The organism is Acinetobacter sp. A3 (assembly GCF_012371415.1).
GTDB lineage: Bacteria > Pseudomonadota > Gammaproteobacteria > Pseudomonadales > Moraxellaceae > Acinetobacter.
Genome location: NZ_JAAZQW010000100.1, coordinates 1 through 597, shown reverse-complemented (window position 1 = coordinate 597; position 597 = coordinate 1). Strand labels below are relative to the sequence as shown.

The window sequence follows — 597 nt, the reverse complement described above, 5'->3', positions numbered from 1 at the left end:
GTTGGGGTGCAAAGATTCAATTTATTACAGGTGATAGTTGGTATTCATCGACTGGAAATCTAAAAACCATAAGAAAATATGGTATTCGATTTATGTTTGGTATCGACTGTAACCGTAAGGTTTCCCCAGAAAAAGGACAATGGTTTCAACTGCGTTTATTGCCAAATTTCCATCAGGGTCAAGTGGTCTGGCTCAAAGATTTTGGCTTTGTACAATTATTTAAGACTCAGTTAAAAGAACAGCAGAGGTTTTATATTGTGCATCAAGATGAAGATGATTTATTGTCCTTTGAGGGTTTTCATGAATTACATTCAAGTCATTGGAAAATAGAGCAATATCACCGGGTGATTAAACAGGTTTGTCATATTGAAAAGTTTCAAGTAAGACGATCTAAACTGATTTTGAATCATATTTTTTCAGCCTTGATGGCCTACGTCGAGATACAAAAGAACCAGTTTGAGCGGATCTTTGAAAATGTATATCGTTGGCAGAAGAAATTATTTAGACCAGTTATCAAAAACTTCATTGATGACTTTATTCTCGATAAAAATCATCTGCTACCACAGAGAATCTATAAATAATAGTGCGTAAGTCCTA

At 34.5% G+C, this 597-nt stretch carries 1 protein-coding gene; it reads left to right on the top strand.

Going from position 1 to position 597, the window contains the following annotated elements; genetic code table 11:
* Nucleotides 1–581: transposase (locus HHA42_RS13410; protein WP_168526876.1), on the top strand; the 581-nt coding region annotated here is incomplete at its 5' end.
* Nucleotides 582–597: the final 16 nt, after the last annotated feature.